Origin of the sequence: Hyphomicrobium sp. (assembly GCF_020852195.1) — a bacterium.
Taxonomy (GTDB): Bacteria; Pseudomonadota; Alphaproteobacteria; order Rhizobiales; family Hyphomicrobiaceae; genus Hyphomicrobium_C.
Genome location: NZ_JADZBI010000208.1, coordinates 1 through 24,456 on the forward strand (window position 1 = coordinate 1; position 24,456 = coordinate 24,456).

At 63.0% G+C, this 24,456-nt stretch carries 29 protein-coding genes, 1 tRNA gene and 1 pseudogene; 15 read left to right on the forward strand and 16 right to left on the reverse strand.

Features of this window, described 5'->3' with window-relative positions:
* The first annotated feature begins 104 nt into the window (after positions 1–104).
* From IT540_RS17465 to IT540_RS17495, 7 genes are all read left to right on the forward strand, one after another.
* Complete coding sequence (locus IT540_RS17465; RefSeq protein WP_291180829.1) at positions 105–1,049, forward strand: HAD family hydrolase; 945 nt, start codon at positions 105–107, stop codon at positions 1,047–1,049.
* An 11-nt stretch (positions 1,050–1,060) separates the two neighbouring features.
* Entirely contained in the window at positions 1,061–1,450 is a 390-nt protein-coding gene (locus IT540_RS17470) for a DUF1622 domain-containing protein (RefSeq protein WP_291180830.1), read from the forward strand.
* Between the two features lies 1 nt (position 1,451).
* Positions 1,452–2,459, forward strand: coding sequence for an HAD family hydrolase (locus IT540_RS17475; RefSeq protein WP_291180832.1), 1,008 nt, complete (start codon positions 1,452–1,454; stop codon positions 2,457–2,459).
* A gap of 118 nt (positions 2,460–2,577) precedes the next feature.
* Entirely contained in the window at positions 2,578–3,600 is a 1,023-nt protein-coding gene (locus tag IT540_RS17480; protein WP_291180874.1) for a DUF1254 domain-containing protein, read from the forward strand.
* A gap of 2 nt (positions 3,601–3,602) precedes the next feature.
* Entirely contained in the window at positions 3,603–3,839 is a 237-nt protein-coding gene (locus IT540_RS17485) for a DUF3302 domain-containing protein (protein WP_291180834.1), read from the forward strand.
* Entirely contained in the window at positions 3,836–4,777 is a 942-nt protein-coding gene (locus IT540_RS17490; protein WP_291180835.1) for an efflux RND transporter periplasmic adaptor subunit, read from the forward strand. The genes IT540_RS17485 and IT540_RS17490 overlap by 4 nt, the downstream gene beginning before the upstream one ends.
* A gap of 106 nt (positions 4,778–4,883) precedes the next feature.
* Positions 4,884–5,645, forward strand: coding sequence for a 4'-phosphopantetheinyl transferase superfamily protein (locus IT540_RS17495; protein ID WP_291180836.1), 762 nt, complete (start codon positions 4,884–4,886; stop codon positions 5,643–5,645).
* A 151-nt stretch (positions 5,646–5,796) separates the two neighbouring features.
* Here the strand turns inward: IT540_RS17495 and IT540_RS17500 are convergent, their stop codons facing one another.
* Positions 5,797–6,819 carry a GGDEF domain-containing protein gene (locus IT540_RS17500; RefSeq protein ID WP_291180876.1) on the reverse strand — a complete coding sequence of 341 codons (1,023 nt, stop codon included), beginning with the start codon at positions 6,817–6,819 and terminating at the stop codon, positions 5,797–5,799.
* 259 nt (positions 6,820–7,078) lie between these two features.
* On the opposite strand from IT540_RS17500, the gene IT540_RS17505 reads away from it, so the two are divergent.
* Together IT540_RS17505 and IT540_RS17510 are read left to right on the forward strand one after the other, a co-directional pair.
* On the forward strand, positions 7,079–8,020 hold the full coding sequence (locus IT540_RS17505; RefSeq protein WP_291180837.1) for a LysR family transcriptional regulator: 942 nt from the start codon (positions 7,079–7,081) through the stop codon (positions 8,018–8,020).
* 301 nt (positions 8,021–8,321) lie between these two features.
* Positions 8,322–8,630 (forward strand): hypothetical protein, encoded by a 309-nt coding sequence (locus tag IT540_RS17510; protein ID WP_291180839.1) that lies wholly within the window; start codon positions 8,322–8,324, stop codon positions 8,628–8,630.
* Positions 8,631–8,693: 63 nt separating this feature from the next.
* On the opposite strand, the gene IT540_RS17515 is transcribed toward IT540_RS17510, so the two are convergent.
* Positions 8,694–9,494: a hypothetical protein gene (locus IT540_RS17515; RefSeq protein WP_291180840.1), complete on the reverse strand. Its 801-nt coding sequence runs from the start codon at positions 9,492–9,494 to the stop codon at positions 8,694–8,696.
* Between the two features lie 369 nt (positions 9,495–9,863).
* On the opposite strand from IT540_RS17515, the gene IT540_RS17520 reads away from it, so the two are divergent.
* The gene (locus tag IT540_RS17520; protein WP_291180841.1) at positions 9,864–10,394 is read left to right on the forward strand and encodes a dihydrofolate reductase family protein; all 531 of its coding nucleotides are present in this window, start codon (positions 9,864–9,866) and stop codon (positions 10,392–10,394) included.
* 186 nt (positions 10,395–10,580) lie between these two features.
* Here IT540_RS17520 and IT540_RS17525 read toward each other — a convergent pair whose 3' ends face one another.
* Both IT540_RS17525 and IT540_RS17530 read right to left on the reverse strand, forming a co-directional pair.
* Entirely contained in the window at positions 10,581–11,147 is a 567-nt protein-coding gene (locus IT540_RS17525) for a shikimate kinase (RefSeq protein WP_291180842.1), read from the reverse strand.
* 169 nt (positions 11,148–11,316) lie between these two features.
* Positions 11,317–11,406: transfer RNA gene (locus IT540_RS17530), tRNA-Ser, on the reverse strand.
* A gap of 324 nt (positions 11,407–11,730) precedes the next feature.
* Between IT540_RS17530 and IT540_RS17535 the strand changes: the two genes are divergently transcribed.
* The gene (locus tag IT540_RS17535; RefSeq protein WP_291180843.1) at positions 11,731–12,042 is read left to right on the forward strand and encodes a hypothetical protein; all 312 of its coding nucleotides are present in this window, start codon (positions 11,731–11,733) and stop codon (positions 12,040–12,042) included.
* Between the two features lie 15 nt (positions 12,043–12,057).
* On the opposite strand, the gene IT540_RS17540 is transcribed toward IT540_RS17535, so the two are convergent.
* On the reverse strand, positions 12,058–12,888 hold the full coding sequence (locus IT540_RS17540) for a hypothetical protein (RefSeq protein ID WP_291180844.1): 831 nt from the start codon (positions 12,886–12,888) through the stop codon (positions 12,058–12,060).
* A 159-nt stretch (positions 12,889–13,047) separates the two neighbouring features.
* Positions 13,048–13,380 carry a YegP family protein gene (locus tag IT540_RS17545; protein ID WP_291180845.1) on the reverse strand — a complete coding sequence of 111 codons (333 nt, stop codon included), beginning with the start codon at positions 13,378–13,380 and terminating at the stop codon, positions 13,048–13,050.
* A 311-nt stretch (positions 13,381–13,691) separates the two neighbouring features.
* Between IT540_RS17545 and IT540_RS17550 the strand changes: the two genes are divergently transcribed.
* Positions 13,692–14,981 carry a hypothetical protein gene (locus IT540_RS17550; protein WP_291180847.1) on the forward strand — a complete coding sequence of 430 codons (1,290 nt, stop codon included), beginning with the start codon at positions 13,692–13,694 and terminating at the stop codon, positions 14,979–14,981.
* Between the two features lie 50 nt (positions 14,982–15,031).
* On the opposite strand, the gene IT540_RS17555 is transcribed toward IT540_RS17550, so the two are convergent.
* Positions 15,032–15,328 (reverse strand): antibiotic biosynthesis monooxygenase, encoded by a 297-nt coding sequence (locus IT540_RS17555; protein ID WP_291180849.1) that lies wholly within the window; start codon positions 15,326–15,328, stop codon positions 15,032–15,034.
* A gap of 140 nt (positions 15,329–15,468) precedes the next feature.
* Between IT540_RS17555 and IT540_RS17560 the strand changes: the two genes are divergently transcribed.
* Positions 15,469–16,140: a TetR/AcrR family transcriptional regulator gene (locus IT540_RS17560; RefSeq protein ID WP_291180851.1), complete on the forward strand. Its 672-nt coding sequence runs from the start codon at positions 15,469–15,471 to the stop codon at positions 16,138–16,140.
* A gap of 38 nt (positions 16,141–16,178) precedes the next feature.
* Here the strand turns inward: IT540_RS17560 and IT540_RS17565 are convergent, their stop codons facing one another.
* The 4 genes from IT540_RS17565 to IT540_RS17580 form a co-directional block, all read right to left on the reverse strand.
* Entirely contained in the window at positions 16,179–16,619 is a 441-nt protein-coding gene (locus tag IT540_RS17565) for a hypothetical protein (RefSeq protein WP_291180853.1), read from the reverse strand.
* A 183-nt stretch (positions 16,620–16,802) separates the two neighbouring features.
* Complete coding sequence (typA, locus tag IT540_RS17570; protein ID WP_291180855.1) at positions 16,803–18,641, reverse strand: translational GTPase TypA; 1,839 nt, start codon at positions 18,639–18,641, stop codon at positions 16,803–16,805.
* Between the two features lie 156 nt (positions 18,642–18,797).
* Positions 18,798–19,586 (reverse strand): hypothetical protein, encoded by a 789-nt coding sequence (locus tag IT540_RS17575; RefSeq protein WP_291180857.1) that lies wholly within the window; start codon positions 19,584–19,586, stop codon positions 18,798–18,800.
* 126 nt (positions 19,587–19,712) lie between these two features.
* A complete protein-coding gene (locus IT540_RS17580; protein ID WP_291180859.1) occupies positions 19,713–20,333 on the reverse strand; it encodes a nucleoside deaminase in 621 nt (206 codons plus the stop codon).
* A 61-nt stretch (positions 20,334–20,394) separates the two neighbouring features.
* Between IT540_RS17580 and IT540_RS17585 the strand changes: the two genes are divergently transcribed.
* On the forward strand, positions 20,395–21,069 hold the full coding sequence (locus IT540_RS17585; RefSeq protein ID WP_291180861.1) for a hypothetical protein: 675 nt from the start codon (positions 20,395–20,397) through the stop codon (positions 21,067–21,069).
* A 38-nt stretch (positions 21,070–21,107) separates the two neighbouring features.
* On the opposite strand, the gene IT540_RS17590 is transcribed toward IT540_RS17585, so the two are convergent.
* The 3 genes from IT540_RS17590 to IT540_RS17600 form a co-directional block, all read right to left on the reverse strand.
* Positions 21,108–21,455 carry a hypothetical protein gene (locus tag IT540_RS17590; protein ID WP_291180863.1) on the reverse strand — a complete coding sequence of 116 codons (348 nt, stop codon included), beginning with the start codon at positions 21,453–21,455 and terminating at the stop codon, positions 21,108–21,110.
* Between the two features lie 212 nt (positions 21,456–21,667).
* Positions 21,668–21,979, reverse strand: coding sequence for a hypothetical protein (locus IT540_RS17595; protein WP_291180865.1), 312 nt, complete (start codon positions 21,977–21,979; stop codon positions 21,668–21,670).
* Between the two features lie 225 nt (positions 21,980–22,204).
* On the reverse strand, positions 22,205–22,588 hold the full coding sequence (locus IT540_RS17600; protein WP_291180867.1) for a hypothetical protein: 384 nt from the start codon (positions 22,586–22,588) through the stop codon (positions 22,205–22,207).
* Between the two features lie 460 nt (positions 22,589–23,048).
* Here IT540_RS17600 and IT540_RS17605 point away from each other — a divergent pair, with 460 nt between their 5' ends.
* Complete coding sequence (locus IT540_RS17605) at positions 23,049–23,357, forward strand: YciI-like protein (protein ID WP_291180869.1); 309 nt, start codon at positions 23,049–23,051, stop codon at positions 23,355–23,357.
* A 42-nt stretch (positions 23,358–23,399) separates the two neighbouring features.
* On the opposite strand, the gene IT540_RS17610 is transcribed toward IT540_RS17605, so the two are convergent.
* Both IT540_RS17610 and IT540_RS17615 read right to left on the reverse strand, forming a co-directional pair.
* On the reverse strand, positions 23,400–23,672 hold the full coding sequence (locus tag IT540_RS17610; protein ID WP_291180870.1) for a hypothetical protein: 273 nt from the start codon (positions 23,670–23,672) through the stop codon (positions 23,400–23,402).
* A gap of 90 nt (positions 23,673–23,762) precedes the next feature.
* A pseudogene (locus IT540_RS17615) lies at positions 23,763–24,456 on the reverse strand (argininosuccinate synthase domain-containing protein); the annotation flags it as partial.

Sequence of the window (24,456 nt, forward strand, 5' to 3'; positions counted from 1 at the left end):
CACGAGGCGGCGGCTGATCAAAGGTCAATTTGGTCGCAGCACCCGGGAAATTAGAACCTCGACGGCCGGGGGAGATGCGTTTCGCCCCAACTAGGGAGATACCGATGGCCGATCCGCTCGCGAATTGGAAGACAGGCCCGGTCAAGTCCGCAATTCTCGACTTTGTCGATCGGGTGACCCTGACGGAGAGCGCGGATTTCATGCCACCGTCGGAGCGCATCGCCGTCTTCGACAACGACGGCACGCTCTGGTGCGAGCAGCCCCTTCAGGTGCAGGTGTTCTTCGCGCAGGACCGCCTCAAGGCGCTCGCCGCAAAGGATCCGAGCCTTCGTGAGCGCCAGCCGTTCAAGGCGTTTCTCGAGCACGACCTCAAGACCCTGCATGACCTCGGCAAGCGCGCCCTCTTCGAGGCCGCCTTCAGCACGCACGCCGGCATGATCCAGGCCGAGTTCGGCGACATCGCACGCGCCTGGCTGGCCTCGGCGCGGCACCCGAAGCTCGCGCGGCTCTTCACGCAGTGCGTGTTCCAGCCCCAACTGGAGCTTTTGGGCTTCCTGCGGGCTCGTGGTTTCAAGATCTTCATCGTGTCCGGCGGCGGCATAGATTTCATGCGGGTATTTGCCGAGGACACCTATGGCATTCCGCCGGAACAGGTCATCGGCTCGAGCGTGAAGACGCGCGTCGACATAGAGGGCGGTCGCATCGACCTGATGAAACTTGCTGAGCTCGACAGCTTCGACGATCGCGAGGTGAAGGTCGAGAACATAGGCCTCCACATCGGCCGGCGCCCGATTCTCGCCTTCGGCAACTCCGACGGCGACCTCGCCATGCTCCGCTACACGAAAGCCGGTCCCGGACCACGCTTGGCGCTGCTGCTGCATCACGACGATGCCGGCCGGGAGTTCGCCTACGATCGCGATTTCAAGCTGAGCCCGCTCGCCGAGGCGCTCGACCGTGCGGATCACTACGGCATCACCGTCGTCAGCATGCGGCGGGACTGGGAGACCGTGTTCGGTGGCGTGAATGTCAGACCATCGGCGGCGGCTTAAGGGCCTGGGTCATGGAAGCATGGCTGGTGGAGGTCACGAGAGCGGCGGTTCTGATCATCGACGCCATGGCGCTCGTGACGATCGTCGCCGGCACCGTCGAAGCATTCGTTTCCGGCATCGTGCTCCTCCTGTCGTCGCGCACAGGCCACGAGCGCCGCGACGTGTGGCTGCGTTACGCGCGCTGGCTCGTCGCCGGACTCACGTTCCAACTCGCATCCGACATCATCGAGACGTCCATCACGACGAGCTGGGAGGCGGTGGCACGGGTCGGCGCGATTGCCGTCATCCGCACGATGCTCAACTACTTTCTCGAGCGCGATCTGGCGGAGGTCCGGGAGCGTCAGCGCACCGATGTGGACCACGTGGCGCGGACACCACGCCATGCCGCGGCAGGAGAATGACATGCTGACCGCACCTGCTTCCGTACGCAAGGCGCTCGCTGCATCTCTCGGCGTGTTATGCGCCGCGCTCGTTGCTTCCGCCCGCGCGGAGCCGCTCCCGTCGTGGAATGACACGGGCCCGAGGCAGGCAGTCGTAGATTTCGTCGATCGCGTCACCGACGAGGGGAGCGCGGACTTCGTTCCGCCGGCCGAGCGCATCGCCGTGTTCGACAACGACGGCACGCTGTGGGCCGAGCAGCCGATCTACTTCCAGTTTCAGTTCGCCATCGACCGCGTGGCCGCGCTGGCGCCACAGCATCCGGAGTGGGAAACGACGCAGCCGTTCAAGGCCATCCTAGACGGCGACCTCGAGGCGCTCGCCGCCTCGGGCGAGAAGGGGATCGTCGGCGTCATGGCCGCGACTCACGCCGGCATGACCACGGAGAAATTTGGCTCCATCGTCGACAGCTGGCTTGAAGGCGCCGAGCACCCGCGCTTCGAGCGGCCGTACACGGCTCTGGTCTACCAGCCCATGGTCGAGCTGATGAGCTACCTGCGCGAGCACGGCTTCAAGACCTTCATCGTCTCGGGCGGAGGTGTGGAGTTCATGCGCCGCTTCGCCGAGCGCGTGTACGGAATTCCGCCCGAGCAGGTCGTGGGCTCGTCCGGCATCGTGAGGTACGAGGTCAGCGCTGAGGGCGCGCCGCAGCTCCTCAAGGCGCCGGAAGTCGAGTTCGTCGACGACGGGCCCGGCAAGCCCGTCGGCATCAACCGCTTCATCGGGCGCCGGCCGATCCTCGCCTTCGGCAATTCCGACGGCGACCTCGAGATGCTGCAATACACGGCGGCGGGCGAAGGGCTGCGTTTCATGGGCCTGGTGCACCACACCGATGCCGAGCGCGAGTGGGCCTACGACCGCGCGTCCCACATCGGCAAGCTCGACAAGGCACTCGACGAAGCCAAGGCCGACGGCTGGACCATCGTCGACATGAAGGCCGACTGGAAGACCGTGTTTTCCCTAAGTCAATGAGGACGATGCCATGACCCATCACCGCACGCAGCGCTGCATGCACACCAAGCTCGGGCACCCGATGTCCAGAGGGGCTTTGGTGTTCGCCCTGGGCATCTTTACTCTTGCGCTGACTCACATGCCTGCGCTCTCGGCTGACAATGAGGCCATACCAGTCACCGTGGACAACTTCATCCGCGCCGAGTCGGATCTCTATCTCGGTGGCGTCGTCAAGGATTACGGCTTCGGCAAGATCGGCCATAGCCGCGAGCCGGCATCGATCGACCATCAGACGGTGATCCGCCTCAACCGCGACACGCTGTATTCCGCCGGCGTGTTCGACCTCGACGCTGGCCCGGTGACGATCACGCTGCCGGATGCCGGCAAACGCTTCACGTCGATGCAGGTGATCAACGAGGATCACTATGTGGCCGGCGTCTACTACGGCGCAGGCACCTACACGCTCGACAGGGAGAAGATGGGGACCCGCTACGTGGTTACGGCGTTCCGCACGCTCGTCGATCCGGGCGATCCGGACGATGTGGCCGAGGTGCACGCGCTGCAGGATGGGATCAAGGTCGAGCAGGCAAGCACCGGCACATTCGACGTGCCCAAATGGGATTCGGCCAGCCAGAAGAAGGTGCGGGATGCGTTGCTCGTCCTCGGCTCGACAATGCCGGACTTCAGGAAAGCCTTCGGCACGAAGGATGAGGTCGATCCCATCCGCCACCTTATCGGAAGTGCGGCCGCCTGGGGTGGCAATCCCGACAAAGACGCGACCTATCTCAACATCACGCCAAAGCACAATGACGGCGCAACCGTCTACAGGCTGGACGTGAAGGACGTGCCGGTCGACGGCTTCTGGTCGGTCAGCCTCTACAACGCCGAGGGCTATTACGAGAAGAACCCGTACAACGCCTATACGCTCAACAACGTCACGGCGAAGAAGAGCGATGATGGGACGATTGCCATCCAGTTCGGCGGATGCGACGGTAAGATCCCGAACTGCCTGCCGATCATGCCGGGCTGGAACTACACGGTGCGCCTCTACCGGCCGCACGCCGAGATCCTGAATCGGAGCTGGACCTTTCCGGAGCCCCAGCCCCTGACACCGATGGATACGTCAGTCGAAGGCGCGAGCAGCGGAGAAGGGAAGGAGTAGCCATGTCCTTCATCGATCTCTTCGCCTGGTTCATCCTTGCCTTCCTGGCGCTGTTCGCCGTCGCGGTCTTCGTCGCGTTGGGGATGGCGCCGGGCTACGTCGCCAGGCAGCGTAACCATCCCTGGCCCACCGCGGTCGAGGTCGCGGGCTGGGTGACGTTGATCTGCGGCTTTGTCCTCTGGCCCGTCTCGCTCATCTGGGCATTCGTGGACGTGCCGAGGAAGGATGGCGCCAGATGATCGTCTTCCTGTTCAACGTCTATCTTCTGATCCTCTTCCTGCTGGTCTGGTTCAAGGTCGTCCCGTCCAATCTGTTCTGGAAGCTCTCGCCGATCCTCGTACTGTTCCTGCTGCTGGTCGGGCTCTTCATTCCCATGGGCTGGGGCGCGCCATGGGGCCAGGTAGTCGTCGGTCGGCAATCGGTGCAGATCGTGCCCGACGTCGCGGGCGAGGTGATCGAGGTCGCGGCGGCACCGAACACACCGCTCAGGGCCGACGACGTGCTCTTCCGCATCGACCCGGTTCCATTCCAGGCCCAGGTCGACGCGTTGGAGGCTCAGCTTGCGTTCTCGGAGCTGCGCCACAAGCAGATGACACAACTGCAGCGCACCGATGCGGGCCGCGCCTTCGACGTCCAGCAGCGCGACGCCGAGGTCAAGCAGCTAGAGGCTCAGCTCGCGGGCGCCAGATGGAACCTGGAGAAGACCATCGTGCGCGCGCCGGCCAACGGCTACGTCACCAACCTCGCGCTGCGCAAGGGGGCACGCGTCTCCTCGCTGCCGCTCGCGCCCGTGATGGCCTTCATCGACACATCTGAGACCGTCCTGGCCGCTACGATCCCGCAGATCTATGCCCGCTACATCGAGCCGGGCCAGACGGCCGAGCTGACCTTCAAGTACCTGCCGGGCCAAGTCGTCACCGGCCGCGTCGAGACGGTGCTGCAGGCGATCGCCTCGGGCCAGTTCCAGCCCTCGGGCTTTGCGGTGACGCCGAAGGATATCCCCGCCGCACCGTTCGTCGTCCGCATCAAGCTCGACGACCAGGAGCTCGCCAAGCGGCTGCCGGCGGGCAGCACGGGCCAAGCGGCGATCTACACCGATCGCGTCAAGGCCGCGCACATGATCCGCCGCGTCATGCTGCGCATGACGGCAATCGTGAACTACATCAATCCATTCTGATAGGCCGTCCCAGGATCATATAAGATTTCTGCGCCACGCCGAAGGCATGGATCCGGCAGCGAGGTGACGGAGCCAGCCGGAAGCGATTGGGAGATGGTCCAGCACCGTGTTCACGACCTTCAATGGCTCCGGGTTGCCGCCGGGTTTCGCGCTCGCCTGGGCCCTGAACGGCCGGGGCAATTCGCAGCCCCGCGTTAGCTTTATCGAGAACCCCCTCGCCGCCGGACTGCGCCTGCCCCAAGACGACGCGATCATCTGCTGGATTGGCACGCTGGCGTCCGCAACCGATCTTACGGTGTTAGCGGGACGAGCGGGCCTCGACGAGTCCGAGCGGACACGGATGGCCGCATTTCGATTGCGTGAGGATGCCGTCGCCTATGCGGCCGCCCACGGAGCGTTGCGCCTTGTCTTGGGGAGCATGCTTGCGTGCGTGCCGGAAGCGTTGGAGTTCGGAGTGGGCGAATATGGCAAGCCGCTTTTGCTGTCGCCCGGGCTGCGAGACGAACCTTTGCAGTTCAGCATCAGCCACTCGTCCGACGTCGCGGCGATCGCTATCTCCCGCCATGCCGTCGGGATCGATATCGAAAAGAGGGCCTGGAGGGAGGATCTCCTCGATGTTGCCCGATCGAGCTTCGCGGAAGAGCAGTTGGCTAGTTTCTTCGCCGCATCCGGAGAGCGTCGGGCAAAGCTCTTCTTCAGATACTGGACTCTCGGAGAGGCACTGATCAAGGCAACGGGGATGGGCCTGCATCAGAACCTCAAGGGCTTCGCGTTCACCTCTGATGGTCCACCCAGGCTGACCCGGCTGGAGCCCGGTCTCGGCCAGCCGGAGCATTGGCATTTTGGTCTCGGTATTTCCGACGGCTGATTTAGGTGCCGGCACGTCACCGCAAAAAGCCCTCTGCCACTGTCGAGTGGCAGGGAGCGATGACGACCAATATTCCTGCGGCTGGGCTTGTTGAGACCGAGAGCGACATTGCGTTTGGACACTTGCTCGGCAAGCTGATGGTCGCGTTGCGCTAGCCAGGATCCGCAACGCGATCGCGGCCGCCTGCCTTGGCTTCGTAGAGCTTCGCATCGGCCCTCTGGACGAACGTCTCCGCGGCATCGCCTGGGCGGTGCTCCGCGACGCCGAAAGACGCCGTAACCTGACCGATCTTCTGGTTGGTCTCGCGAACCGCAAACCGCTTGGCTCCGAACTTATCTCGGATGCGCTCGGCCGTCGCAATGGCAACCTGCTGCTCCGTCATAGGGAGGATGATGGCAAACTCCTCTCCTCCGTAACGCGCGACAGTGTCCGTCTCACGAACGCTGGACTTTATGATACCTGCGAGCGCGCGAATGATCTCGTCACCAATATGATGTCCAAACATGTCGTTGACGCGCTTGAAGTGGTCGATGTCGCACATGATCAGAGAGAGCGGCGTCTGATGCGTGTTGCTATCCTGGACAACCCTTGCCATCACGGTATCGAAGTGGCGTCGATTGCCGACGGCCGTGAGCGGGTCCGTGAGCGCCGCCTCCTCGGCTCCACGAAGGCTTGCCTGAAGCGCCTCGATTTCGCGTGCGCAGGCTTCGATCTTGCCCTTGTCCTCAACAATGGCGAGGCGCATGCGCTCGTTCTCGGCAATGAGTAGGCTGACGATGACCCGTACCTGCTCGGCCTCCGTAAGCCCCGCAAGCCGGGTCTGCGCACTAGCGAGGGAACGTGCGTACACTTCCTTCGTTGCGAGACTGGCGCGGATGATGGCGAGCGAGTTGGCAAGCTCGCGTCCCAACGTCTCGCTCGCCGATGCGACCTCGTCCGAAGAGACGCGCTTTGTTCGTTGAATGAATGGAAGAGCGAACCGGGCGAGAAGCATCCCGCCACCGAAGCTCGCGGCTGCGAGAACGCCAAAAACGAGAATGCCGATAGAATTGTACCGCGTCTCGACGATCGTTTCGCCGCTCTCCGTGACAGCGCGCGAGGTTCGAAGCAGCGCGAGGTCGATGTCGGAAACGGCAAGGAGCGCCAGCAGCCAGACACCGCAGATGGCAAGCACGGCCAAGACAATGGCGGTGTGGGCTCGCGACAAATGAAACAATGAATGCATGAATGTGCACGCCAGCGTGCTTCCGCCATTGGCAAGCACAGCGAGCAGCCTAACGACAGCCTGACGGCGACGAGCACCGAAAAGAACGACAGGCTGAAACCGCTCTGTGCAGGCCTTAGCCTGGAAGAGGAAATTCGGAGGACGCCCACACGCCGCGAACCTAGCCGAACAGTCGTAATGAGTGTAATGAAATTACTTTTGCAGCAATATGCACGCGATGAATTCTGATCGCTTTGACCTCAACTTGCTCGTTGTCTTTGACGCCGTCGCGCGAACGGGATCGGTCACCGCAGCGGCGGCCCGGCTCTCCGTGAGCCAGCCGGCGGTCAGCCATGCACTGAACCGGCTGCGGGATCTCCTGGGCGATCCGTTGTTCGTACGCAACCGCAATGCCCTGGTTCCGACACCGCGCGCGCAAGCGATGATCGAGCCGGTGCGCTCCATTGTCGAAGCGGCACGAGACGTGGTGCAACGCGGCGCATTCGATCCGGGCACCAGCGAGCGCGTCTTTCGCGTGGGCGGGAGCGACTATACCATGACGGTGGTCGTTCCCGCCCTTGCGCGCCTGTTGCGCGCGCGGGCGGCGAGTTCGACGCTCGATCTTGTACCCATCGGACCGCAGACCTTGGCGTCGCTTGAATCGGGCGAGCTCGACTGTTCGTTGTGGGGAACCACGGTGCCAGGGGCGCCCTATCTGTCCCGCGCTCTGTTTCGGGAGCACTTCATCGGCGTGATCGGCAGTCAGCATCCGCTCGCACGCAAGGCGAAGAAGGGTGAGCTTACGCTCGATGACTACCTCGCCTATCCGCACGCGGCGACACAATTCCGACTCTCCGTTCCGAGCCCGATCGACACCGCGCTCGCCAAGCTGGGGCGCTCGCGGACGATTGGCTTCACCTCGCCGAATTTTGCGAGCAACGTGGCGGCTCTGCGGGATACCGACATGGTGATGGCGGTTCCCTCCCGTCTGGTGTCGGTGCTGGTCGACAAGAAAAGTCTGGTCTCGTTCGAGCTCCCTTTCGATATACCCAACCACCCGTATTCGCTGATCTGGCACCGCAGGAGTGATGCCGATCCGGCATGTCGCTGGTTGCGGGAGATGGTTGTCGCCGCGGCGCAGACCCCGCAAAGCAGAACGTCGGCGCGATAGCTGTATCTGGGGCAATGTCGAGACACCCGGATTGCGGCCCGCCGGGCGATGATTCAGGGCTTTTTTGGCCGGATAAGAACGTCTAACGGCGTCTAGGAAATCCTCGAGAGCCGATTCCAGCGCGCAACAGCGATAGCCTATCGCGGTCGCAACCATTGCAGGACGCGAGTGCGACAGCCGCGTGACACCCCGCTCTTCGCTGCGACAGACTTTGGTCTTTCGCTCTTAAGATGGGATTGCCGAAAGGGCCTGACGGCAGCAAGAAAGTGGCTATGGAGATCGAGCCGCGAATGGGGCGATTGTGACAAAGCAAGATCAGAGCGATGTGCGGGTCCTTTCGCTCAATCTGGAGCGATCGTTCTTCGAAAAGATTGTTGAAGGCAAGAAACCCTATGAGTATCGGGAGCGCAGGCAATATTGGGCGTCAAGGCTGGAAGGAAAGACCTTCGACGTGATCCGGTTTCGCATTGGCCACCGTGCGGACGCACCTGAGCTTCTGGTCGAGTGCCAGGGGATTCGAAAGGTCCTTCGCGGTGGTCGGCCTCTGTATGCGATCAAGCTCGGCAAGATTCTGGATTTGCGACGTTGGCCTCCGGACGGCAACGTTTAAGTGCCTTCGCTGAATCCCGCGACAGGTCGGACACGCCGTGCCGGAGCGAGGTCGGACCTTGCTTCATCCCTCGGCCCGGCCACCCTGCTGCACCGCCACGTGCCGCCCTCCTGACAGGAGCGGACGCCCGACGTAGCCGTCGAGCTCACCACGCCACCACAGACGCATGGGCTCGATGAAGCTGACGCGTCGTCGGCCGTTCGTCGGATCCTGGTAGCGAGGGTGATAGCGCCACAAGCGCCATGCATAGAGATAGCGGAGGCGCATAAGTCTGAATCCATCCATGACGTGGCGCACGCCCGGCAACGAGCGCATGGTCGCAACGGTCGTGCGATGGATGGTGCCGAACGTCTTCCAGTACCAGCTACCGAACATAACGTCTGCGGCGCCAACCCATATCCTCCGCACCACCGGGACCAGGAACGCAATAGGAAAAACGATCAGCGCGACATGCAGATAGACCTGGCTGGCAATGAGTGCCGCCACCAGAGCCAGCTTCAGCACGAGCGGAAGATCCTGCCACCAGTTCCGCGCGATCCTGACGGCAGCCTGCGCCTTGCCTCGCCAGCCGCGGGCTTTGCTGACGGTGCTGTCGCTCAGCACGACGCTGGCGGCATAACCGAGGCCCACGCCCGTGACCGCGGACCCGAGCCGCGACAGGCGCCGCCAGCCGACGCCGCGCGCCAGAAACTGAAGCAACCCGCCGATTGCGCGAATGACGCCGTTCCAGATGAACGTAATGCCGTTCCAAAGGACACGCGCCGCCGCACCCAGTGCGTCCATTCCGGTCAGGAGGTAGATGGCGAGGAAGGATGCCACGATGAGAAGCGCGAACGTCGCGTACCAGCCTTTACCCTTTCTCATCGAACCCCCGTATCTAGCCCCCTCATCTCCGTATCGGATACCAGGCCCCACTGAGGAAAGGGATGAAGCGCATCGCCAAGGTCTCCTAGCGACCGCGATCCGGCAAGCCTCCTCCGCCGCTGGCAGCACATTCCGTATTTACCAATGACGTTTTTCGCTTGGGAAGAACGCGCGACCCCAGCCCATTGGGCTTGCGCGACGCAGGCGTTGTCATGAGTCCCTCCGGACGCTAAGGCCGGGGCACGTTTAGTGGCCTCTGGTTGTTCGTCACAGCGATCACAAAGCTGCGCGCAGTTTGCGCCCCACCTCCCCTTACGCATAGCGGCGGCTCAAGGTATTCTGAAGGACTTGGGATGGAGATTTTATAGCGTGGCGAAGCTCGTCTTCGGAATGAATCAGTCACTGGACGGCTATGTCGACCACGAGGAATTTGCGCCGGATCCTGCACTCTTTCGTCACTGGATAGAGCAAGTGCGCGGCGTGACGGGTAGTGTATACGGCCGCCGCATGTACGAGGTCATGCGCTATTGGGACGAAGACCATTCTGAGTGGACCCCGGAGCTCCGCGAATTCGCGGCGGCATGGCGGCGCCAGCCGAAGTGGGTCGTATCGAGCACGTTGGAGTCGGTTGGCCCCAACGCCACGCTTGTCGAGGGTGACCTCGAGACGGTGGTACGTGACCTGAAGGCTCGGCTCGCTGGGGAGATCGCCGTTTCCGGGCCAGACCTGGCGCGACGCCTGACCGACCTCGGCCTTATCGATGAGTATCGACTCTACTTCCATCCGGTCGTGCTTGGTCACGGCAAGCCATTCTTCGCCGGCGCCCGGCCACCCCTGCGCCTTGTGGCCAGTGATTTGATCGGCGAGGACGTGATCAGGTTGACATATGTTCCTGCCTAATGACGCAACTTGCCCGACGGATCGCGGACGCAGCAGACCCGTCTCTGAGGTCGAAAGAGCCCCAGTATTCGCGACATGGAGGGCAATCGGCAGCCATTGGCGGGAGGAAAACGAAGAAACGGAGAACTACGTCTACGCTATAGCCCTTCAGATTTGAGGCACGAACGAACGGCTACAAGCCGGCGGTCAGATCTTTGCGGAAAAGCGCTTCGCTATCGCTTGAGCGGTATCCTCAGGGGAAGCAGCCGAGAACACGATCAAATCGCCTATCCCCGCATATACGGGGTAGCGCTCGCGGATAGTCGCTTCCTCACGGATTCGATCACGCGAAAAAGCTCGCTGCAACTGGCGATGGACGATGATCGTGACAGCTTGTTCCAGATCGCGCGAGGGTAGCAAGCACAGCGAATACCACGTCTTTAGCAGCTTCCGGTTGACCTCTAGTGCCGCATCAGGATTGTCCGGCGTTAAGAATCCCGAGGACGTGATCAAGAGCGTCGGTACAATCGATTCCGTCGCTAGCTGTTCGGCTAACTCAGAGTTGCGCAGCTTGTATCGCTCATAACCCTCATCTTGGATGAACGTGCTGATGTTCCCGACTTGGCATTCAAATTCCTTGTCTAGATCGACACATCGGCGGTTGAGCAGAGGAGCAAGCTGCAAACCAAGCGATGACTTCCCCGCTGCACCGGGCCCAATGAGCAGTAAGTTCCCAAATCCAGTCCACGGCCTGCGTTCGTCCATTTCGATCATGGTTTGACCTTACACACCCTGCGAGAATGTCTGCTATGGGGGCGCTTTCTGCCGTCGCCGATCTTCAAGATATATCGGGCTGTAGCGTAGAATTGGTGGTTCTAAGTGCCGCTGGGTGCGAGTGCGGTGATCGGCGGCGATATCGCCATGGAGGGCAATCGGCGGCCATTGGCGGAGAGAGTGGGATTCGAACCCACGAGACGGTTGCCCGCCTACACGCGTTCCAGGCGTGCGCCTTCAACCACTCGGCCATCTCTCCTGCGTGCCGGATCGCAACCGGCTCGGATCCGTGAGGTCCGAGATCGCCGACCCCGCGCAAACTCCGATGTGGAGCGGCGCACTATACCCATAACCGCCTTGGAGGCAACACGTGAGCCGGGCTGATCCGGCCTTCTTTTTCCTCGGGCTTGTGTTAGACCAGGGGCCGCCTCGTGGCCCTCGGGTCTGGGCGCGCAAGAGGGTGATCGAGACCTGAAGCGACCCAAATCCAAGCGGACCGGGTCCGGGCATGGCACGTTGGGCCATTTGCAAGCCCGGGCCTTCGGGCTCGGGTCGGAAAAATGCCAAAGCTCGTGAGCTCCGAATGGCTGTCTTTCGCTTTCTCTCTGCCGTCTTTCTTCTGGTCGCCACCATCGCGCTCGTCGTTGACGCGACGCCGCCGCTCTACGGCGTCGGCCCCTTCGTGGCCACCTCCCTCAGCGACCAATGGAAGGAACTGGCGCCGAATTCGTTCGAGGCGGCAAGTGCCGCGGTCTCCGGCGCGAGCCCATGGATCTGGGATAGCCTGCTGGCGCCGCTTCTGGGCCTGCCGACGTTTGTCGCCTTCGGCGCGCTCGCGCTCTTGAGCGGATACGCCGGGCGCCGCCGCAAGGCGGTCAGGATCTTCATCAACTGAGGCAGCCTGCCCGGGCTATTTCTTCTGGGGCGCCAGCTTGCCGGAAGCGGCGACCCCCGCCGACGCCGTTTGCCCGATCGGCGTCTCGCTCGCCAGATCGTCGACGATGCCGATGACGATGAGCATGGCGAGCGCCCCCACGAGGCCCATCACCACGTTGTGGTGCGACTGGTTGAGATCGGCGATTTGCGCCTCGTCCACCGTGTCGACCTCGTTCACGCGGCCGCCCTTGATACCGAAGAACTTGCGCCGGAACGAGCGGCGCACGTTGCCGCGGTCGATCAGCGGCAGCCGTGCCCGATCGGCGATCTTCTTGGCGATCTCGGGATACGGGAACGCCGGGTCGACGTTGGCCTCGCTCACGTATCCGATGGGGATGGCCTTGTCGTCCTTGGTGATCAGCCGTGCGCCCTTGAGCAGCACGGGCACCAGCGAGCCGCCGTAGATCTCGCGCCGCGTCTCGACCGTCTGCACCTGATCGTAGGGAACCTCATAGCTCTTGTAGAACAGCATCGGCGTCGGCCCGCGGCCTGACGGCAGCGTCATCTTGACGGAGCTTTCACCCAGCTCGACCCGCGCCCTGAGCGAGAACAGGAGTTCCACGACGACCAGGAACATCAGGATGAAAAAGGCGGCCGCAACGATGCCGAGCCCGATGGCATCGAAGAACAGCCCGTGCTTGAGCCGCATGTAGATCATCGCCGGCAGACTGGCGAAGAACGGCAGCAGGATGAGGAAGACGAACGAGAAGAACGTCTTGCGCCCTCCGCTCGCGGAATAGACGGTGCGCTCGTGCTTGATCTCCGGGAGCGCGTCCGCCCCGCTCGCCGCCGCCGACTGCGCCATGCTTCGAACTCCCCCGTACGATCTTGAGCCGCAGCCTATCCTAACGGCCTTCCCGGAAACGGGAAACAGCCAAAAAACACGCAGCTCGAAGGCTGCGGCCGCTGGCTGATTCCAGCGGCCGCGCAGTCCCACGGATCGCGAGCCAAGCCCGCCCGAGGCTCAGACCTCTACGGTCCTGGCACCCTTTGCGGCCGAGACGACAGCCGCGATGCCCTTTGCCGCGGCGGAGGAGGACGAATAGAGCTCGCTCTTGCCGATGACTTTACCGTTGTCCTGGGACTTGAGGACGAAGAAGGGGCTCCCGTTGGAGGCCGTCTTGCGCTCGAAGTTCTTGTCGCTCGTTGCGTTTTTCTTGACGGAGGCGATGCCGGTCTCGGCAGCGGCGCGGGAGGAGTAGGTCTCGCTGGTCAGAACGACCTTGTTGTTGGCGGCCTTCAGGTTGAACATGAACTGCCCGTTGGCAGCCTTCTTGACTTCGAAATAGCCGGACATTTTCGATCCCTCAGCAGGTTCTTCAACACACGTACGACCCCGCCCGCGCGAGCCGAGCGTCGGTCACGGGAGCCCATGTCCAACGCGAGCGGCACCCCTTGCATGCCGATTGCGGATCGTGGCGCGAAGTATCGGCGGATCGCATTGAACGGGCAATGCACTTTCGACCGCCGGCCCCGGATTTGTCGCCCCGCCGTCCGAGGCCGGCCGCAGGTCCGGCATTGCCCGTGCGACCTTCCTCTTGCCTCGGTCCCGGTCGCGAGGGACAATACGTAGGGGCCAGCGTTCGCCACTCAGGGGGAATGACCTTCATGCGTATGATGAGATTCAGGGAACTGGCCGGCTGCGTTGCGCTGGTCGCAGCGATGGCGCTGGCCTGGCCGTCGACCCCCGCTGCGGCGGCGGCCAAGCAATTCACCTTCAGCGCGACCGCCAACGAGCGTCTCGCGAGGAAGCTCAACATCCCGATCTATTTTACGGTGCCGAGCAGCACCTGGGCGCCGCTCGCGGGGCCGTTCAACACCACCGACATTCTGCTCGATTTCAAGCACCCGGAGGCGCTGAAGACGGGGAGCGACGCCGGGTTGCGTTTGGTCGTGACGCCGCGCTCCGGCATGGCCGCGAGGCTCGCGAAAAGCGGGATCTTCGAGACCGGCGATCTCTTGCTCACGTTCCGCGCCGAGTGGGGTGGTGCCGGCGCCTATCCCAACGTCCAGATGGGCATCAGCCACACCGGCCTCGCCTATATCAAGGACGGCAAGCTCCGCAACCTGGATAACCCGCTGAACGAGGAGTACCTCGGCAGGGGCATGAGCGCGGACCTCACGAGCGAGCACTACAGGACGCTGAATTTCATCCATGTCATCCGCCCGCGCGGGCTCACCGATGCCGAGCGCGCCAACATCCTCGCCTGGGCCACGCGCTTGAATTCGAGCGCCAAGCGCGTCTATCCGAGCCAGATCAAGTTCAACGACGACTACAACGCGCCGAAGTACAAGTCGGGAAGGCCGGTGGAGTTCGTGAAGCACCTAGGGCAGATCGCGCTTGGGCAGAACCCGGCGGGTACACTCGATCTCTACTGCTCCGAGTTCGCATGGTCGCTGCTGGCGCTCAGGGGCTGTGATCCGACGAAGACGGGCGAGCAGTTCAAGGGCAGCCGGGTTCCCTCCTGCGTCAAGGCGCCGATGAAGCCGCTCGACGCGGCCGGCAACAGCATCACGAGCACGGGCCGCAGCGCCAGCGTGGGCCTCGCCGACGGCCCGTTGACGGTGATCGACGGGCTGAAGATCCCGGTCGCCGATCGCAAGGCGCTGCTCGAATCCGTGTTTGTCGAGAACCCTGCGGGCCTCAAAAAAATGTCGGAAGGCCACCGCAAGGTCGCGCAGGATATGCAGCCCAAGTTCGAGACGCTGAAAGACTATGACCTCGGCGTGAGCGGCGGCAACGCGATCCAGAGGCTGAGAGCGAGGCTGATTAGAAGCGCGTTCAACATCGCCGTCCCCGACAATTACTCGCCGACGTCCTACCTCCTGAACACGCTGCTGCCGCCCGACAACGTCAACCGCACTATGGACTACGTGGCGACCATCGTCATCGAGTAGCGGCGAACGGGACGGCACGCGATTGCCGTCCCGCCCCGTCGGCGCGAGCGTCAGGCCGGATCGCGGCGCCAGATGCGCACGTCGGCCGGCTCGGCCAGATGATCGAGAAACGTCTGCAGCACGCCCGTGGACTGGCGCCATGCCATGTAGGCCTGCTGGTCCTCGGGTGAATCCCACTCCTGAAGCAGCAGAAAGCTGCCCGAGCCGTCCTCCGTGGCATAGGTTGTCGAGAAGCGGCAGCCGCGAGCCTTGCGCGTGTCGGGAAGGATCTCGGCGAGAAAGCTCTGGAACGCCTTCGGATCGGACGGCGTGAGGCGCAGGGTGACGACGATCGGGGTGTTTGACATGCGTGGGCCTCCCTTGCAACGCGACGGCACTGGACTAGTGACCAAGTGGTCATTAGTTAGCTCGCTGGAGATCGCACGCGATCTGCTGCTAACCAAGTGGTCAACACGTCGCACCGGCGAAGCGGAGAGGTGAACGTCACATGCCAAACGCAGAGCGGGCGCACACTCGTACGAGGCGAAAGCGGCTCGATCCGGAGCGACGCGAGACCGAAATCGTCGAAGGAGCGAGCCGCTATTTTTCGGAGGTCGGCTTCGACGGAAGCATGCGGGATCTGGCCGCGCGCCTCGGCATCTCCCATGCTCTGCTTTTTCGGTACTTTCCCACCAAGGAGGCCCTCGTCGACCGCGTCTACGAGCGGATCTATCTCTCCCGCTGGGATCCGGCCTGGGACGCCATCCTGAACGACGAGGGGGTGCAGCCTGTCGAGCGCTTGGTCCGCTTCTACACCCACTATCTCAAGGCTATCGACCGCCCCGAATGGGTGCGGACGTTCGTCTACGGCGGCCTTGCCGGCGTCAACATCAATCAGCGGTATTTGAAACTCATCGAGCGCAAAGTGGTCGCGCCGGTGGCCGTGGAGCTGAGCCGGCTTGCCCGGCCGCGCGAGACGCGCGCAACGCCATCCGGCGCCGCGCTCGAGCTGTCGTGGGGCCTGCATGGCGAGATTTTCTATCTCCCCATTCGTCGCTGGGTCTACGGGATGAAGGTCACGACCGATCTTGAGGCGTTCGTCGCGCTGACGGTGACCAAGTTTCTGGAAGGTGCTCCGGCCGCCTTGAGGAATGCACTTTCGACCGCGGCAGCCCGCTGAGCGGCGCGGCGGACGCATCCGCCGAAGCACAAGACCCGCTATTTGGAGTTCTCGGCCTTTTCGTCGCTCGTGACGAGCCGCCAGAACGCCGCCATCTTCGCGGCGTCGTGGTACTCCTCGCTCTTTGCGATCTTGCGGCCGCGATAGGTGACGATCTGCCTGTAGGTCCCCGCCAGCACATGGCCTGTGCGCCGGTGGCGGATATAGGCTTCGATCTGGGCGCGGCCTACACCATCCTCGAACTGAAAGTGCTCGATCACGGACGCGCTCTCGGCAACCGCGGTTATGGATTGCAGGAATGCGCGAAAAGGCTGCTTGCCTTCGACAATGAAGGGCGACCCGTCGAGCGATCCTGCATTGCACCAGTAGACGCAGTCGTCGACGTAGTTGCTGAGCAGCCTCTCGATCTCCCCCGTGCACCACGCAGCGTGCGTTGCCTCCAACAGGCTGCGCGCCATGTATTGGTCGAGCTTCTTCAAGGGCACATCCCCAATGCGGTGTCCGAATGAGGACCCCGTTCCCTTTGCGGGCGAAAAGAATAAAACAAGCTCATGCCGTAGGCATGATGAATCTATATTTTTATTGTAACTCACAGCCTTTCTGCATGCAACCTAAAGTGGTAACGCAGAAACCTGCGACGTGCAAAAGAGAAATGAATTCTGTCAGGCGACAGCTTCGCGCTCGGCCTCCCGCTTACGCTCCTGCTTCTTGCGCTCGTTGGGATCGAGCCAGCGCTTCCTGAGCCGGATCGACTTGGGCGTCACCTCGACCAGCTCCTCGTCGGTGATGTAGCTCATGGCCCGCTCGAGCGTGAGCTTGATCGGCGGCGTCAAGAGCACGGCGTCGTCCTTGCCCGAGGCGCGGACGTTGGTGAGCTTCTTGCCCTTGACGACATTCACCTCGAGATCGTTGTCGCGTGTGTGCTCGCCGACGATCATGCCGACGTAGACGCGCGTCTGCGGTCCGATGAAGAACGGTCCACGGTCCTGCAGGTTGAAGATGGCATAGGCCGCCGCTTCACCGTCCGAGTTGGAGATCAGGACGCCCGTGTGCCGACCCGCGATGTCGCCGCGGAACGGCTCATAGGCGTGGAACAGTTTATTCATGACGGCCGTGCCGCGCGTATCCGAGAGCAGTTCCGCCTGATAGCCGAGCAGGCTGCGCGTCGGCACGTGGAACACCATGCGCGTGCGCCCGCCGCCCGACGGACGCATCTCCAGAAGCTCGCCTTTGCGCTCGGAGAGCTTCTGCACGATGATGCCCGTGTGCCCTTCGTCCACGTCGATGATCACCTCCTCGATGGGCTCCAGCCGCTCGCCGGTCGCCTCGTTGGTCTTGAGCACCACCTTCGGGCGCGAGACGGTGAGCTCGAAGCCCTCGCGGCGCATGTTCTCGAGCAGGATGGCGAGCTGCAACTCGCCGCGGCCGGCCACGTCGAAGGAGTCGCCGCCCTCGGTTGACGGCGTGACGCGGATGGCGATGTTGCGCTCCGCCTCCTTGAGCAGCCGGTCGCGGATGACGCGGCTCTGCACCTTGTCGCCCTCCTGCCCCGCGAACGGTCCGTCGTTGATGCGGAACGTCATCGACAGCGTCGGCGGATCCACCGGCTGCGCCGCAATCGGCGCCTCGACTTGAGGGTCGCAGAGCGTGTCCGCAACCGTCGCCTGGCTCATGCCGGCCACCGCCACGATCTCACCCGCCTGCGCCTCGTCGACCGGGATGCGGTCGAGGCCACGGAAGGCCAGCACCTTGGTGACGCGGAAGCTCTCGACCAGCTTGCCGTTGCGGTCGAGCGCCTTGAGCTGCTGATTGGCCTTGAGCGTGCCGGACGAGATGCGCCCGGTGAGGATGCGGCCGAGGAAGTTGTCAGCTTCGAGCGTGGTCGCGAGCATGCGCGTCGGCCCTGGCTCGACGGTCGGCGGCGGCACGTGACTGACGATGAGGTCGAACATCGGCGCCAGGTTCTCGCGTGGCCCCGCGGGATCGAGCGCCATCCAGCCGTTGCGGCCGGACCCGTAGAGCACCGGGAAATCGAGCTGCTCGTCGGTGGCGTCGAGGTTGGCGAAGAGGTCGAAGATCTCGTTCAGGACGTCGAGGTGCCGCTCGTCCGGCCGGTCGATCTTGTTGATGGCGACGATGGGACGGATGCCGCGCTTCAGCGCCTTGGAGACCACGAACTTGGTCTGCGGGAGCGGACCTTCCGAGGCGTCCACCAGCACCACGACGCCGTCGACCATGTTGAGGATGCGCTCCACCTCGCCGCCGAAATCGGCGTGGCCCGGCGTATCGACGATGTTGATGCGCGTGTCCTTCCACACCACGCTCGTACACTTGGCGAGGATGGTGATGCCCCGCTCGCGCTCGAGGTCGTTCGAGTCCATCGCCCGCTCGGCAACCTTCTGGTTGTCGCGGAAGGCGCCGGACTGCTTCAGCAGCTCGTCGACGAGGGTGGTCTTGCCGTGGTCGACGTGCGCGATGATCGCGATATTGCGGATGTCCATGGTGTCCTGACGGATGGCTGCGCAACCTATGGTATATAGGCGTGTGCGCTGCAAAAAATCTGGCGCGGACGTAGCACAACAACGGCGCGACCGCCAGTGACAGGAGCGCCCAGCGGACGCGGGGCCGATCGGCCTGGTGCCCAGCTTTCGTGCAGATCAGGCCGGCCTCGAGTTCGCTTCGCCCTGTCCGGAGCCGGCCTGCTCGGCCTGATAGAGGCGGGAGAGGAAGGCCTCCACGTCCGGCCTCGGCGCGTGGCTCTCGTCCTGTCGCTTGCGCTGGCGCTCCTGGCGCGCTCGCGCCCCCCGGGTCGCGCCCGGCTGCTTGAGGCGACGCCCGCCCGAGATCAGCAGCGGATGCGCCGGCTCATCGAGATCCAGCTCCTCGAGCATGGTCTCGCGCAGGGCATAGAACGACTGCAGGATCGCCTCGCGCGCGAGCTTCTTCTCCTCGGCCGGCACATCCGGGTGCTTCCTGGGATCGAGCGACTGCAGGGCACGCCGCATGTCGTGCAGTGGCGCGTAGGGGTAGAGCCCGACGAGGCTCCCGGTCTCGCCCGCATTCGCATAGACGATGCGCATGTTGTCGATGGTCTCGGAGATGCGGCAGAACGCGGCGAGATAGTCGTCCGTCGAGACGTAGGGCTTCTCGCAGTAGGTATAGAGCGCCGATTTCGTGCGCACGATGCCGCGCCACTCCTCCTCCAGGCTCTCGACGAACTTCGAGCGCTTCTGGAACACGTTGGCGAGGTAGGCCGCCACCACCGTCACGAACACCAGCGCCATGTCCTTGAGGTACTCGTAGAGGTCCTGCGCGGCGGCTTCGATCGGCGTGCCGGCAATCCACGGGATCCGGTCCGCGAACTTGGAGACAAGCGAGAGGGCCAGCACCAGACCCAGCCAGAAATAGGCGCGGCGCAACGTGCGGTTCAGCGAGGCTCGTGTCATGGGAGCGGACTTTATCGGCAAGCACACGGAGAGGAATTGTCTAGCGTGGCCCTGTGACCACGGCATTTCAAAGGCATTTCGCCTGTGTCAGCCTCCGAAAGGGCGCGCGATGAAGGCAGGTCTGCATCAGTATATCTTCCCCTCCCGACGTCTGTAGTCCTCGAACACCTGGCGTCCTCGCTCGCGATGTAGCCCGCAAATTACGCGCACGCCTCGGCGTCTGAGGCCCGCAACGATAGCGCGGTCGCCCGGCCCTTCGTCGAAACCGATTTTCTCCGCATCTGCCTTTGTTGCGGAGTAGCTGAGCCTTTGCAGCCGGGCCCAGTGAATGGCTCCGAGGCACATCGTGCAGGGCTGGCAGGAGCACGCTAGGCCGAAGCCATTTGCGAGTGCGTCATAGCCTCCTTCGCGTGTCTGCGCGTCGATGAGCGCAGCGATTTCCGCATGCATGACGGAGAGGCCGCTGCTTTCGACGACGTTCACGCCTACGCCGACGATCTCCAAGCGCGCGAGCGAGTAGACCACGGCGCCGAATGGGCCGCCCGTCTCCTCCTGGATGTTGCGCTCCGCCAGCCTCAGTGCGAGCGCGACCGCGTCGGCATCGTCGGCGAGAGCAGGGCGCTTGAAGGTCGCGAGCCATTTCGGAGGCGCGGGAAGCCCACTACCTGTCTTGGAGAGAGCCCGGGCTCGCGCGGCCCTGGATTTCGCGTGTGCAGGGCTGGTGCTTGAGGCTGGCCGAATACGCATGGTACAGACTAAGTGGGCATTATGTTGGACACGACATTATCGGTGTCTTTGGGGGGAGGATATGCCGACCGACTTGCAGCATTGGGCCTATATAGCCCAGATCGCCTCTCCCCTCGCAATTCTCTGCGGCGTCTTCGTAGCGTGGATGGCATTTGGGAGAAGCCGGCATCTATCTCTATTTCAGAAGTGTGTCGACACGGTGGGGACCTGTAACGACCGTTACGACAAGCTGTTGGCTGTTATGCATGTCGATCCCGATGGAAGGAAGGGCGCCCAGGACTTCTTTCCGAGGTTCTGGTGCCTGCAGTCCGATCAGTTGGACTATTTCATCCTCGGTCTCATCGATCCGCTGACATTTACGACCTGGAACGTCTCCCTCGTCAGGGCCTTCCGGGACCCGAACAAGCAGGTGGCGGGTCAGACTTTTGCTGAAGCGTGGCAGGCCGCCGCCAAGCGATACACGGCAGAGGCGCCGGTGTTTGTGGAGTTCATGAGCGAGCTGATCAAAAAGGCGCAGGAGGGAAACGACTACGTCACCGACCGAGACTTTTGCCTTGGCCTTGCACGGGACATCTATGACTCTGCGGCCGTGCAGCGCTTCAGAACGCATATGCTGGAGCGTCGTCCCGACCAGTGGGATTGGGAGCTGGATATCTTCCGCGCCCGCGCACCGAGCCTAAACCTCAATCGTGCCGCGCGGCGCCGCATTCCAAGGGTCAGGCTCGACTGGAATTGACGGAGCGTGCGCTCGGGCAGGCCCTGCTCTCTCTCCTGTCAGAAGTTCACGTTCTGGATCACCCAGCTTCCGCCGAAGGCGATCAGCCCTGCGACGATGATGTAAGGCAGGATGGTCACCAGCACGCCGAGCAGGCCGATGAACGCCTTGAGGATTTTCTCGGCGGCATCCCACAGCTCGCGGAGCGCCTTGTAAAGCACATAGACGATGCCGGCCACGGCAAGCGCCAGCACGACGATCTTCCAGATCGGCAGGCTCTGCCAATCCGATTGAAAGATCGCGATGATCTGGCCGAACGACCACGTCCAGATGAGCTTGAAGAAGTTGAAGATCCAGGCAATTCCCTGCTGCAGGAATTGCACGATCTGATCGATGATCTGGTTCACGTCCGAGCTCCCCTCGCCAACCAGCCGTGCGCATACTAGTCGCGGCTTCGCCCGATGTCGAACGGCTGTTACATGCTCGACGCGGCAGAGGCTGTCATCGTTCCGTCACCTCGTGGAGAAGTGAGAAGCTACCACCGCAGTGCCCAAAAAAGAACGTGTCGAGAAATGCAATCCCCGACACGTTCCTGTCATCCCGAATGTCTTGGCGCTGCTTATGGGCAGAACCAGACTGGCCCGACGACGATGCAGCCGCGCGTTTGCCAATAGCTGGGCCGCTTGTAGTGACGCTTCCAGCCGCGCGGTGCCTTCGCGTAGCGTCCGCCCGGACGGTAGTTGTGGCGATGTCCATCATGCTTGCCGCCTTTGCGGCCATAGCCATCGCCCTTGTAACCGGGCTTGTTCTGGACGAGTTGGACGCTGTCGGATTGAATGGCTTTGCCGGGCGTCGACGGCAGCGCGCTGGCAGGCGTGACGGATGCGAAACCGAGCAAAGCGGCGGAAATTGCGAAAGCAGCAATCTTCAACTGAAGGTCTCCTATTGAACAATCGGCGTGAAGTTAGGGAACGTAGGAGCTCTCACCGAGGTTCCAAGCTTCGTCCGTGCGCGTACGTCTCGCTCCGCATTGATCCCATGGGCTTTTTTATCGGCACGGATCCTTCCCACAGGCGCTGACGGGGTCGGCACGAAAGGCTGCGCGCATCGGCCGATGACGGATGCGCGCAGATGCTCAATCTCCTAGGCGACGCCGTTATTTGTTGTTGGGATCGGCCGGCCCGACGCCTTCCGTGCCGGCGCCGCTGCCGGTGGTGGCGCTGCCGGGCGCCTTCATGCTGTCGGCGGCCTTCATCAAGCCCTTGTCGCAGGCAGCCATGAACTCGCTCTGATCGATGCTGCCGTCGCTGTTGGTGTTGGCAGCCGCGATATCTGCAATGAACGGCTGAGCCTGCCCGGCGCTGATCTTGTCCTTCTTGCTGGGGTTGGCCTTCTCCCAGGCCGCCTGGCATTCGACCTCGGCCATCTTCACGCCCTCCTGCTTGCCGATGACGGCCTCGCCCTTGCCTTGCGGATCTTGCGCGAGCGCGCTGGCCGTGGCGAGCGACAGGAACAGCAGGGAGCCAATCACACGTTTCATGGTCGTTTCTCCTCTTTTTCGGAGGAACGACCCCGAGCCGGCTTCGGTTCCGCTTTGCGGGCGCAGACGCGATCCGCGGCAAAAGTCAGCCGTCGCATGACGTGTTGGTGGTCAACGATGGGCAGTCGAACACAGACCTTCCGTCCGAGGCTCGCCGCAGCCGCCCGGGTGAAACCCCCGGCACCGAGAATGGGTAAGCGTTGCGGGTATGCCGTAAAATCCTGCGCGGGGCGGTGCGGGGACCGCCTTAAAAATATATCCCCACCCGCGGAACCCGTTCCACCCCGCGCCCTCAATTTATCATCCCTCGGGCTTGCGAGCCGCGAGGCAGAAGCCATTGCAATCACGCTCTTCAGCGTTGACGTCGGTCACTTGCGCAAGTCGAAGGGGTGCGCTTCGATGCATGACGGATCAAGCTTAACCACAATGGCGGGCTGGCCAGCGCGCGCAAGAGTGAGCCATGCACTACGTCCTGTTCTACGACTACGTTCCCGACTATCTGGAGCGCCGCGGGGCTTTGCGCGAGGCGCACGTCGCTTTGGCCAAGGCGACCATCGCGCGAGGAGAGCTTTTTCTCGGCGGCGCATTTGCAGGCCCCGCCGATGGGGCGATGATCGTCTTCTCCGGAGACTCGCCCGCGGTCGCGGAAAACTTCGCCAAGGCGGATCCTTATGTCAGCAACGGCCTCGTCACCAGGTGGTGGGTGCGCGAATGGACGACAGTCGTCGGGAAGGACGCCGCCCAGCCGGTGACCATGGAAGCCGAGTGATAGTGCCCGATATCGAAGCTGCAGCGCTGTCCGCTACGCTGCTTAGCGTAACGCGTTGCGCTTGCTGCTGTGGTACTTGCGCGGAATTTCTCCGGCATCGGCCAGCGCATCGAGGCAACGGCTCGAAATATTGCCACCAGCGGAACGCATGCAGGCCCTGAGCTGGGGACTGTCGACCTTGTAGGATGGGCAGAAGCGGTAGAAATCGGACTTGCAGGCTGACTTGACGCGGCCGCTGTAGGCGTTCGCGGTTCCCGCTGCCGCGAGCGCGCCCAAGCCGATCGCAAGCGCCGCGATGATCTTGGTCTTCTTCATGATCTCTCTCCTATGCCTGAGCGCGCATTGGGTGGCGACGCTTGCATTTCCATCGTTGGAAGCCGTTCGGCTTCGGGCGACCTGGCAGGTCTACTTTCCGCGGTTCCGCATCTCGAGCGTGCGCAGCCGGAGCGCGTTGAGCTTGATGAACCCCTGCGCGTCCTTCTGGTCGTAGGCACCCTTGTCGTCCTCGAACGTGACCAGCGTCGGCGCATAGAGCGACTTCGGGCTCTCGCGCCCGACGACGATGACGTTGCCCTTGTAGAGCTCCAGCGTCACCTCGCCCTCGACGTGCTCCTGGCTCTTGTCGATGGCCGCCTGCAGCATCTCGCGCTCGGGCGAGAACCAGAAGCCGAAGTAGACGAGCTCCGCATAGCGCGGCATCAGCTCGTCCTTGAGGTGCATGGCGCCGCGGTCGAGCGTCAGGCTCTCGATGGCGCGATGTGCCTGCAGCAGGATCGTGCCGCCCGGCGTTTCGTAGATGCCGCGCGATTTCATGCCGACGAAGCGGTTCTCGACGAGGTCGATGCGGCCGATGCCGTTGTCGCGACCAAGGTCGTTGAGGGCTTTGAGCAGCGTAGCCGGCGAAAGACGCTTCCCGTCGAGCGAGACTGCGTCGCCCTTCTCGAAGCCTATTTTGATTGTCGTCACCTTGTCGGGCGCTGCCATGGGCGAGATCGTGCGCTGATAGACGATCTCCGGCGCCTTCTTGGCCGGATCCTCGAGCACTTTCCCCTCGGAGGACGAATGCAGCAGGTTGGCATCCACCGAGAACGGCGCCTCG

Bases quoted from the DNA above. Each gene is read 5' to 3' on its own strand.
- IT540_RS17600 (WP_291180867.1), bottom strand. From the start codon at position 22,588: ATGAAACGTGTGATTGGCTCCCTGCTGTTCCTGTCGCTCGCCACGGCC.
- IT540_RS17575 (WP_291180857.1), bottom strand. From the start codon at position 19,586: ATGACACGAGCCTCGCTGAACCGCACGTTGCGCCGCGCCTATTTCTGG.
- IT540_RS17580 (WP_291180859.1), bottom strand. From the start codon at position 20,333: ATGCGTATTCGGCCAGCCTCAAGCACCAGCCCTGCACACGCGAAATCC.
- IT540_RS17605 (WP_291180869.1), top strand. From the start codon at position 23,049: ATGCACTACGTCCTGTTCTACGACTACGTTCCCGACTATCTGGAGCGC.
- IT540_RS17560 (WP_291180851.1), top strand. From the start codon at position 15,469: ATGCCAAACGCAGAGCGGGCGCACACTCGTACGAGGCGAAAGCGGCTC.
- IT540_RS17515 (WP_291180840.1), bottom strand. From the start codon at position 9,494: ATGAGAAAGGGTAAAGGCTGGTACGCGACGTTCGCGCTTCTCATCGTG.
- IT540_RS17585 (WP_291180861.1), top strand. From the start codon at position 20,395: ATGCCGACCGACTTGCAGCATTGGGCCTATATAGCCCAGATCGCCTCT.
- IT540_RS17485 (WP_291180834.1), top strand. From the start codon at position 3,603: ATGTCCTTCATCGATCTCTTCGCCTGGTTCATCCTTGCCTTCCTGGCG.
- IT540_RS17555 (WP_291180849.1), bottom strand. From the start codon at position 15,328: ATGTCAAACACCCCGATCGTCGTCACCCTGCGCCTCACGCCGTCCGAT.
- IT540_RS17505 (WP_291180837.1), top strand. From the start codon at position 7,079: ATGCACGCGATGAATTCTGATCGCTTTGACCTCAACTTGCTCGTTGTC.
- IT540_RS17540 (WP_291180844.1), bottom strand. From the start codon at position 12,888: ATGGCGCAGTCGGCGGCGGCGAGCGGGGCGGACGCGCTCCCGGAGATC.
- IT540_RS17490 (WP_291180835.1), top strand. From the start codon at position 3,836: ATGATCGTCTTCCTGTTCAACGTCTATCTTCTGATCCTCTTCCTGCTG.
- typA (WP_291180855.1), bottom strand. From the start codon at position 18,641: ATGGACATCCGCAATATCGCGATCATCGCGCACGTCGACCACGGCAAG.
- IT540_RS17465 (WP_291180829.1), top strand. From the start codon at position 105: ATGGCCGATCCGCTCGCGAATTGGAAGACAGGCCCGGTCAAGTCCGCA.
- IT540_RS17550 (WP_291180847.1), top strand. From the start codon at position 13,692: ATGCGTATGATGAGATTCAGGGAACTGGCCGGCTGCGTTGCGCTGGTC.
- IT540_RS17470 (WP_291180830.1), top strand. From the start codon at position 1,061: ATGGAAGCATGGCTGGTGGAGGTCACGAGAGCGGCGGTTCTGATCATC.
- IT540_RS17610 (WP_291180870.1), bottom strand. From the start codon at position 23,672: ATGAAGAAGACCAAGATCATCGCGGCGCTTGCGATCGGCTTGGGCGCG.
- IT540_RS17535 (WP_291180843.1), top strand. From the start codon at position 11,731: ATGGCTGTCTTTCGCTTTCTCTCTGCCGTCTTTCTTCTGGTCGCCACC.
- IT540_RS17475 (WP_291180832.1), top strand. From the start codon at position 1,452: ATGCTGACCGCACCTGCTTCCGTACGCAAGGCGCTCGCTGCATCTCTC.
- IT540_RS17480 (WP_291180874.1), top strand. From the start codon at position 2,578: ATGCCTGCGCTCTCGGCTGACAATGAGGCCATACCAGTCACCGTGGAC.
- IT540_RS17545 (WP_291180845.1), bottom strand. From the start codon at position 13,380: ATGTCCGGCTATTTCGAAGTCAAGAAGGCTGCCAACGGGCAGTTCATG.
- IT540_RS17525 (WP_291180842.1), bottom strand. From the start codon at position 11,147: ATGATCGAAATGGACGAACGCAGGCCGTGGACTGGATTTGGGAACTTA.